Origin of the sequence: Tenacibaculum aiptasiae (assembly GCF_008806755.1) — a bacterium.
In the GTDB taxonomy this organism is placed as follows: Bacteria; Bacteroidota; Bacteroidia; order Flavobacteriales; family Flavobacteriaceae; genus Polaribacter; species Polaribacter aiptasiae.
In genome coordinates, this window is record NZ_WAAU01000015.1 from 20520 (window position 1) to 30799 (window position 10280).

The window sequence follows — 10280 nt, forward strand, 5'->3', positions numbered from 1 at the left end:
ACTATTTTTTAAGAATTATCTTCTTATTCTTTGTTCCTTCAGTAGTTTCCAACTTTATTAGATATACTCCTGTTTCTACCTTTGGTAAGTCTATCTCATTTTTATTCGTTCCTTCATATGTTCCTTTGAAAACTTCTGCTCCTAATAGATTATACATCGAGATATTAAAATTCTCTCCTAAAATACCTTCCACAATTAACGTTCTATTTATACTATAAATTTTGATATCAGCAACTGCATTCTCAGGTACTTTTCCTTGTACTTGTGTATGTAGATAGAATCTTCCTATTCCATTTTCGGGCTTAGACATTGTTATAGTATAATTTTCTTTGCTTAAATCAGTGTACTTGTCTAATTCTTTATCTTCTAAAATAACCTTAATTCCTTCAAATGCTGTTGCTTTTGCTGAAATAGTAACTTCTAATCCTTCTTTAGCCTTCACTCCTACTGGAATTATATTCGTTTCTCCAGTATTAGGTAATGATTGATAAGTAAAGTTTTTTTCTGATGAGCCATCTATAAGTTGTGTATAAATATCTAAACTTGCTCCATCAAAGTTTCCTACATCATATCCTATATCTAAACCTTTGGTAGCTTCATTTCTATAACTTATAACTGTATTTACCTTTACTCCTTTTGTAGCTATTGATAACTCAATTGCTGATTGACTCTCTCCCACTCCTTTGCTAAAGATTCCACCACTTGCTGGTTGAATTTTTCTTTGAGCTTCTTTAAATATAATTGAGTTTGCTCCTGCTGCTGTTTTTACAAAGAACCCTTGTCCGGGTGCTAATGAACTTTCTGCACTTACTAATGTATTGGCTATGTATTTATTTTGTGAATTATCCCATACATAAGCTCCTACATAAGTTGGATCAAAATTAGCAAGGTTATCATTGATAAAGTTTACTCCGCTATTTTCATTAATTGGTAAAAAGGCTGTAAACGGATTTCCAACGGCATTCCATTCTGATGTAGCTACCGGCTTACTAATATCTATAGTTTCTACAGTTCCAGTAAAGCTTACTTCTCCATCTGTTGCTCTTGAAATTGCATAACTTCTTCCTTTTTCAAATACAATACTATTTGATGCTAAATCATCTACTGTATAATACACCCATTTTGTTCCATCCGGTTTGCTATCATCATAATAACCTACTGCATAACGATTTGGAGTTACTGTAGTATTCACTCTAATATTATTTGCTGAATTTTCTACAAACTCTTTAATGCTTTGTCCAGAAACAGGTGCCGAAACAATACTCCATTTACCAGCTTTTAATCCTCCTCTTTTGTAAGTAACTTCTCCATTTGCTGATCCTTCTACTAATAAACTAGCACTATTGGAAGCTGTTGATCTCATTGTAAATGTTCCTGAATTATTAAAGTTTCCATCAACCTTTACTGATCCATTTTCTGCAATTTCAAATGATGAAAATTCTGCAATTCTCAAGTCATTTATTTGTTCTGATGAAGTTAATCTTGGAGTGTTTGTTCTGTAAGGTATAATTACATTACTCGTAGTTTGTGGTTTTGTATTTCCAACCCAGTTACTTATTTCATTCCAATTATCGTCACTTGTTCCTAACCAAACTGTTGCATTACAATTCTCACTAAAGTTTGTTGTTGCGTCTTTTTGCCAAGTTGCTAAATAAGCCGCAGCTGCATCGTCTACTTCTATACAGGTTAAACTTGAATTATATAAGGCTACAAAATCTGTAATATTTGCATTGTTACCATTTCTAACATCTAAAGACACTAATACATTTTGATGCACTGCTAACTCTTCTAATTGTGTACAAGCTGTTACATCTAAAACTGCTAATTTATTTTTACCGACTCTTAACTTTGTTAAGTTTGGATTATTTGAAACAATTAAATTTTCTATTGAATTTGATCGCAACTCTACTTCTTCCAAAGCCAAATAACCAGATAAATCTAACGACGTAAAATTATTTTCTGCTGCATCTAAGATTTTTAAACTTGTATTACTACTTAAATCTAATGAAGTTAAATTATTATAATCAACATTTAAGGATTCTAAAGCTGTAAAAGCCTCAATACCTGTTATATCTGAAATATTTTGACTGCTTATATTTAATGAAGTTACATCTTTAATTTTTGAAGTTGCTACTTGATTGTCATTAGCGATTCCGTTCCCCATGCTTAAAATATTTCCTACAGCAACGGTATTTCCATTCGCATCATGAGTTTCTAAATAGTTTTCAAAATTAGCATCTGATATATTAGTAAGATCACAATACAAAGCATAATTTGCTGTAGCATCTTTATGCCATATACCAGAATCTGGATTAATATCATCAACAGTAATACATGTTAAATCGGCATTCCCTTGAGCATCAAACCATGTAAAGTTGGTATTGTTTCCATTGGCTACATTTAATGATGTTAATTGGTTATTGACTATTCTTAATTGTAAAATACTTGGATATGTTGATAAATCTAATGATGTAAAACTGTTATCGTTAAGGTTTAATACTCTTAATAATGGGTTATTTGAAATATCTATACTATTAATTCCTGTATTTGAAACATCTAATGTATTTAATTGTGATAATGCAGCAATATTGACATCTCCTAAATTAGTATTATTGTCTAGATATGCTTTTTCTAAAATGATATTTTTACTTAAATCTATACTTGAAAGATTGTTGTTTGCTAAACTCAGTGTAGTCAATTTAGTATTCTGAGTTAAATCGATACTTGTTAAATTCGGATTGTTACGAATTACAAAATACCATGCATCTCTAAAGTCTTCAATTCCCGTTAAATCCGAAGCTGTTTTATTTTGGAATACTATTCCTTCTGAAACTTCCACCAATGCTGTATAAACATAGTTGTCATTTGCTATTCCATTTCCATAACCATTGCTTTCTAAAAAAGCTTCAAAAACATCATCCGGGACATAGGTCAATCGACAATATTGAGCATAGCTTGCTGTAGCATCTTTTAACCAACCCGCCAAAACACTTGCTGAAGGATCATCAACTGAAATACACGTCAAATTTGGATTTCCTGTTACATCTACATTATCTAAATCTGAATTATTACCACTACGTAAATTTAACCTTGTTAATAATCCATTCTTACATGATAAATTATCTAATGTATTCTGATTACTCAAATCTAAAGTTGTAAGTTGTGTATTATCACAAACTAATCTACTTAAGTTCGTGTTTTTACTTAAATCGATCGTAGCAATATCCGTATTCAAAAATGATAGATAGAATAAATCTGTCAAAGCTGTTACATCTATAGCTGTTAATGAGTTTTGACCACATTCTAAGTTTTCTAATAAGGTATTATTTTGAACATTTAATGAAGAAATATTTGTGTTTTCGCAATACAATGATGTTAAATTAGTCTGATTACTTACATCTAAAGTTCCTAACTGATTATTTGTAACTGTTAAACTTGTTAAGTCATTATTACTTACATCTAAATTAGTTAAATTGTTATCTCCTAAGTTTAAAAATTTCAACCCTGTATTAGTTGTTATGTTTAGACTAGTTAAACTATTGTTTGCTGCTTCTAATGATTCTAAGGCTGTTAACCCTGTAACATTTATACTTGTAACTCCTGTATTTTCTAGGGTTAGACTTTCTAATAATTTATTATTTGTTAAATCTAAACTTGTATTCGTTAATGTATTGTTATCTATCCATAAACGAATTAAGCTAACAAAATCTTCAATCCCTGTAAAATCTTGGATTCCTTCATTTCTAGGTGTTAATAATTGAATCGTTTCAATTTTTGCTGTTGGCACTAAATTATCATCAATAACTCCATTTCCTAAACTATTAGAACTTCCTAAAGCCACTGAACCTCCATATTGGTTGTGTGTTTCTAAATACGTTTCAAAATTTGCATCTGGTATGCTAGTAAATCTACAATACTCTGCATAATTAGCGGTAGTATCTTTACTCCATCCCGATAAAAATGCGGCAGAAGGATCGTTTACTTCTATACATGTTAAATTTGGACAACCATCAACTTCAAATTCGGTAAAACTACTATTGTTTCCATTTCTTACATTTAGTTCTACTAATTCATTGTTGTTTCTTGCACTAAACTCCTCTAAATTTGTGTTTTTACTTATATCTATTGATGTAATATTTGTTTCATCTAAATTTATTTCTTTCAAATTTGTCAGATGACTTAGATTATAAGAAGTAAAAGGATTTTTAGCCAAGTTTAATCTCTCTAAAGCTGTGTTTTTCTCAAGATTTAATGTTGTAAATTGATTTAATGAAGCTATAATTCTTGTTAAATTCACGTTAGCACTTACATCTATAGTACTTAAAGTGGTTTCATGAATTTGTAAATCTTCTAGCAAGGGATTTTTACTTACATCTAACCCTGATAAGTTATTAGAAGAAATTATCAAATCTTTCAAACCTGTGTTGGTAGAAACATCAATGCTTGTAAGACTATTACGAGGTACACTCAATCGCTCTAATGCAGTTAAACCAGTAATATTAATACTAGTTATTCCCATATCTCCAGCATCAATTCTTGTTAACTTCGTATTACTTGTTACATCTAAACTAGTATTTATTACATTATTAAAAATGAATAATACTTCTAAATCGGTAAAGTCTTCAAGTCCTGTAAAATCAGTTATCCCTTGAAATTGAGCAAATAGGTTTACAACGTTTTTAATCTTTGCCGTAGTCACATAATTATCGTTAGCTATTCCATTCCCCATACTTGTTGGGTCACCAATTGAAACAAAACCGTTATTAGCATCGTGAGTTTCTAAATAATTTTCAAAATTATCGTCAGGAACATAAGTCCAATTACAATCTTCTCCAAATGCTGTACTACTCTCTTTACTCCAACTACTTAAATAACTAGCTGATGCATCATCTACTTGAATACATAATAAATTAGAATTTCCTGTAGCATATAATTCTATGCTATTACTATTATTTCCATTTTTAAGATTTAAAGTAGTAAGCACACCATCTTTACATTCAATATATTCAACATCTGGGCTATTGCTAAAATCTAAACTAGTTATGGAAGTATTGTTAGCATAAACCTCTATCAACTTTGTATTATTAGTTAAATCTAAAACTGTTAATCCTGTATTATTTACTCCAATGTCTTCTAAATTTAAATTATTAGTTACATTTAGTGTTGTAAGCGTTGGAGTATCATCAATAAATAAATCGGTTAAACTTGTTAATCCGCTAACATTAATGGATGTAAACTTATTTTTACTACAATTAAGTGTTCTTAAAAGTGTATTATTTGAAACATCTATAGTCGTTAATAAATTATCGTCACAGTATAGACTAGTTAAATTTGTATTGTTAGCTAAATTAAGTGTTGTTAACGAACTTTCTCTTACTCTTAAATCGACAAGAGCAGTGTTTGTACTTACGTCAATAGCGGTAAGATTGTTATAATCTAAATACAAATACTTCACCCCTGTATTTGGACTTAAATTAATAGTAGTAAAATTATTACTTCGTAATCCAACTTTTTCTAATTTAACTAAACCTGAAATATTAATAGAACTAAGTCCCATATCAGAACAAGCAATCTCTGTAAGGTTTACATTACCTGTTAAATCTAAACTTCCAGAAGTTACAGTATTATTAAAAGCACGTAACTCTTCCAATGCTTTAAATTCTTCAATTCCTGTAAAATCTGTAATTCCTTGATTAGAAATATTTAAATAAGTAATATCTTTAATTTGTTCAACTCCAACAAAATTATCGTTTGCAATACCATTCCCCATACTTGTTGGGTCTCCTACTGATACAACTCCTCCTGTACTGTTATGTGTTTCTAAATATGCTTCAAAGTTATCGTCCGGCACGTTAACTTGTGTACAAGATGTTTTGTACACTGTATGTGCATCTTTATCGGTTAAATTAGCAGTAGCATAAGTAGGATCGTCTACAGAAACACAAGTAAGATTTGGATTATTTCTTATATCAAAATCACCTGAGTCTAATATTGTATTATTTCCATTTCTAAAGTTTAAATACGTTAACTGATTGTTATAACATGACAAATCTACTAAAGCTGTGTTTTTAGATACATCTAAACTAGTAATCTGATTATACTCTGCATAGAGTTCTATTAGCTTAACATTATTACTAACATCTAAACTTGTTAATGAGTTTTCATACACTTGTAATTCTAATAATTCAGTATTTTTAGATACATCAATACTAGTTAATTGTGTGTTTACACAATCCAAACCTTGTAACAACAAATTTTTGGTTACATCCAGGCTCCCTAAAGGATTGTTATAACAAGATAAATTCAGTAAACCAGTATTTTTCGTAACATCTAAACTGTTTAATTGATTACTACTACAACCTAAAGTTTCTAATTGTGTATTTTGAGAAACATCTAAACTAGTAAGTTGATTTTTACTACAACTCAATTTAGTTAAGACTGTATTATTAGTTATATCTAAACTGGTTAAATTGTTTTTTCCAACATTTAAATCATTTAAGGCAAAGTTTTGTGATAAATTTATACTTGATAGTGCATTATTAAAACAGCTTAATACCTCTAATGCGGTAAAAGCTTCTATTCCTGTTGCATCTATAATTGTTAGGTTAGAAATATCTAAACTTACTATATTGGCTATTTTTGAAGTAGTTACATAATTATCGTTTGCAACTCCATTTCCCATACTTGTAGCTGCTCCTAAAGCGACTACATTTCCATTTGCATCATGGGTTTCTAAATAGTTTTCAAAATTATCATCGGGGACTAAAGTTTCTTGGGCTAAGACTAAATTACTAAGGAATAAAAATAAAATAGTTAATTGTTTTATTCTCATGAAGCGGGTTTTGAAAGGGTTTGTGTAAGTAGTTTGTTTTATGGCAATCAAATATACACTTACTCCTTCATTTCATGCTAATTTTAGTGGTGGCAAAAAGTGGCAAAACAACACTAAAAACTGATTAACAACAAGTTAAATAAAATGTAATTTTAAAGTATTAAAATAAATTTTGAATGAATTTTTCAAGCTCTTCTCCTGAGTTAAGCTTTAATTTTTTGCGGATTCTATACCTTGCAGATTTTACAGAATCTAATGATGCATTCCTAACAATCATGATATCTTTGATAGATAAATTCAAACGTAATAATGAACATATCTCTCTTTCGGTTTTTGTTAAAGTAGGATACAGTTCTCTTAATTTTAAATCAAAACCTTTGTTTACTTCTGATATTTTTGTTTGAACTTCTGAAAGTTTATTTTCTGTTTGTAATTGAGCTTGTAATTCTGAAGTTAACGTGTTTATTTTTTGTTTAATTTCTTTAACTTCTCCCGATAATACATCTTCTTTTAATCGACTTAGAAGTTCTTGTTTAAACTCTAAACGCATTGTATTATCAGCTATCAAACCTTTTATTTCTTCTTCGTTTAGTTTTATTTTTTTGTTAAGCTCCTCTTTTTGTTCTTTCTCTTTTTCTACTTCATTTTTTAGGATAACCGTTTTATTTCTATAATTTTTATTCAATAAAAACCCTATAAAAATCGAACTCAATACAATTATGAGTAAAATAATGGTATACAATTTATTTTTTGCTTTCTCTGACTCTGCTAATAATTCTATTTCTTGTTTTTCTTGTTTAAACTGATAATTAAGCTCTAATGCTTGAATCTTTTTAATATTTTCTATGTTAAACAATGAATCTGAATATCTATTAAATTTTTTATAATCTTCATAAGCATTTTTATAATTTGACAATTTAGCTGACAGAAAACTTTTTCTAAGGTATCCTTTAGCTATTAAGTCTTTAAACTTTTCTCTTTTGGCTATTTGAATTGACGAATCTATATAAGCTAATGATTTTTCGTATTCTTTTGTTTTTTTATAAATATTTGAAGCATTTCTATAAGCGGTACACAATGAATATATTTTGTTGTTTTTCTTGGTAAAAGCTATATTTTCATTTACTAATGCTATGGCTCTATCGTACTCTTTTCTGCTATGATATAGTATCGCCATGTTATTATATACTCTTTGTATATTTTTCACACTTCCAACTTTACCAAATAATTCTTTTGCTTTTTGATAGCAAGTTAAGGCTGAATCTAATCTTTTCGATTGACGATACGATACTCCCATCATATTATAACTAGCTGCCATACCATGATAATCATTTACCACTTCTTTTCCTTTGATTGATTTTTTATAAAAAGATATTGCTTTATCATGTTCTTTTTGATGCCTAAACACCATTCCCATATTATGATATACATCTGAAACTTTCTTAAAATCTTTTTGCTCTTGGTATATTTTTTTGGCTTTGAGGTAATATTCTATGGCTTCTGGGTGATTGGCTTCTCTCCTTTTTACTATCCCTTTGAGTACGTATGCTTTTCCTAATTGTTGCTTACTAATACTGTCTTCTTTGTTACCTATTAATTCTATAGCTTCTTCTACTCTTTTCTCTGAAAAGCTTAAATCGTTTTCATACTGATTTTCTGCTAGAAGTAACAACAATTTAATTTTCTCTTGATCGTTGGTAGCATTTCTTACTTTTTCATGTAATTGAACTGCATTTAATACTTCCTCTTGTGAAAAACTTTTGGTAATTATTAAGGCGAAAAAAACGGTAACTAAATATCTCATAATTGAAACAAATTTAATTAGAATTTTGTTAGATACTTTTATTGTTTTAGGTTAAAAAAATTAATGCTATACAATTTCTATTTTATTAAAATCTTTGGAGCATTTCACATAGCTTACTACTCTCTTTAAATGACAAAAATATTTTTTGGAATATTCATTCCAACTTATATATATTTGCAATATGAATAAAAAGGAAAATATTTTGAATGCAGCTCTTGAACTTCTTGTTACAAAAGGTGTTCATAATACTCCAATGTCAGAAGTAGCTAAAAAAGCGGGAACTGGTATGGGAACCATTTACAATTATTTTCCTAACAAAGAAGCTTTAATTAATGAAATCTATATAGGCATTAAAGAGCAAGAGGAAACCTTATTTTTAAAAGTAAATACTGATGCTACTATAAAAAAACAGTTTGTAGATTACTTAAAAGTTATCATCAATTTTTTTATTCATAATCCATCTTATTTTAACTTTCTTCAACAACTAGAAGCCTCTCCTATAATTACGAAAGAAAATAAAGTGAAAGGACAAAAATCTGTAGAAATTGTAGCTATTCTCTTAGAAAAAGGAAAACTTAATAAAATAATTAAAAACATTAGTACACAAGAGATACTTGTTTTTATAGGTGGTGGTATTTCATCTTACTTAAAACAAAATCTAAATAATTCAGAAAAAGCAACAACATCCTTAAAAAATCACATACAAATGATTTGGGATGGAATTAAAGAATAAAATTTTTTACAATTAATATGGAATGAACATTCATTCTATGAAACAATAAACCATGATAGACTTAAAATTTAAACGAAATATTAATAAACCAATTCAAGAAGTTTGGAGATTTATTATTGATGATTTTTATGATGCTCATTTATGGGCAGCTGGAACTCCAAAATGCAGAAAGGCTAAGCCTAACGAAGACTTTGATAGAGTTTGCGAAACTGAAAGCGGTAGACTTATGGATACTATTATAAAAATAGATGATGTAAATTATGAATTACAATTTTCTGTAAAAGGTTTGCCCTTTTTTGTTCGTTCTGTAGTTAGTACATGGAAGTTAAAAAAACTAAGTGATACTAAAACTGAGATTATACTCGGTCCTCGTATTGAAGTAAAACCTTTAATTGGAACTATTGCACAGATTCCAATGAAAATGGCATTGAAGAAAATATATCCAGGTATATTAGATGATTTAGTAATTTATGCTGAAACGGGACAACCCTCTCCGAGAAAACAAAAAGAAATAAATAGTAAACAATAAATTAATTTATCTTTTAATTATACCAAAGCGATTTATTCTTTTCTAAAGCTTTTTACTCTTTCTTCTATAAAATAAAAAGACAGCTAAAATTAGCTGTCTTTTTTTGTGTAAACTAAACCCCTAATTTTAGTTTACTAAAACCCATCCCCTGGATCCTCTGGGCTTTGTGCTTGTGCTTTTTGTGGATTTAAAAGCATATAAGTTCCTAAAGCAGTTAGGGCTGTATATTTACCATACTTTCCCAACTTTTGTAATGCTTCTTTTCTAGTGATTACTTCTTTTTGTGATTTTATATTGTTTTCCATGATTTCTACTTTTTAATAATAATCTTCTTACTCTTCTTACCTAATTCTGAAGTTATTCTTACTACGTAAACTCCTGT

At 29.0% G+C, this 10280-nt stretch carries 5 protein-coding genes; 2 read left to right on the plus strand and 3 right to left on the minus strand.

The genetic code is table 11. The features are described from left to right. Position 1: 1 nt before the first annotated feature. Together F7018_RS11180 and F7018_RS11185 are read right to left on the minus strand one after the other, a co-directional pair. Complete coding sequence (locus F7018_RS11180) at positions 2-6832, minus strand: T9SS type A sorting domain-containing protein (RefSeq protein WP_150900156.1); 6831 nt, start codon at positions 6830-6832, stop codon at positions 2-4. A 160-nt stretch (positions 6833-6992) separates the two neighbouring features. Further along, positions 6993-8636, minus strand: coding sequence for a tetratricopeptide repeat protein (locus F7018_RS11185; RefSeq protein WP_150900157.1), 1644 nt, complete (start codon positions 8634-8636; stop codon positions 6993-6995). A 181-nt stretch (positions 8637-8817) separates the two neighbouring features. On the opposite strand from F7018_RS11185, the gene F7018_RS18795 reads away from it, so the two are divergent. After that, a complete protein-coding gene (locus F7018_RS18795; RefSeq protein WP_150900158.1) occupies positions 8818-9369 on the plus strand; it encodes a TetR/AcrR family transcriptional regulator in 552 nt (183 codons plus the stop codon). A 52-nt stretch (positions 9370-9421) separates the two neighbouring features. Continuing rightward, on the plus strand, positions 9422-9898 hold the full coding sequence (locus F7018_RS11195; protein WP_150900159.1) for an SRPBCC family protein: 477 nt from the start codon (positions 9422-9424) through the stop codon (positions 9896-9898). Positions 9899-10032: 134 nt separating this feature from the next. Here F7018_RS11195 and F7018_RS18475 read toward each other — a convergent pair whose 3' ends face one another. Further along, positions 10033-10203: a hypothetical protein gene (locus tag F7018_RS18475; RefSeq protein ID WP_175578714.1), complete on the minus strand. Its 171-nt coding sequence runs from the start codon at positions 10201-10203 to the stop codon at positions 10033-10035. Between the last annotated feature and the right edge of the window lie 77 nt (positions 10204-10280).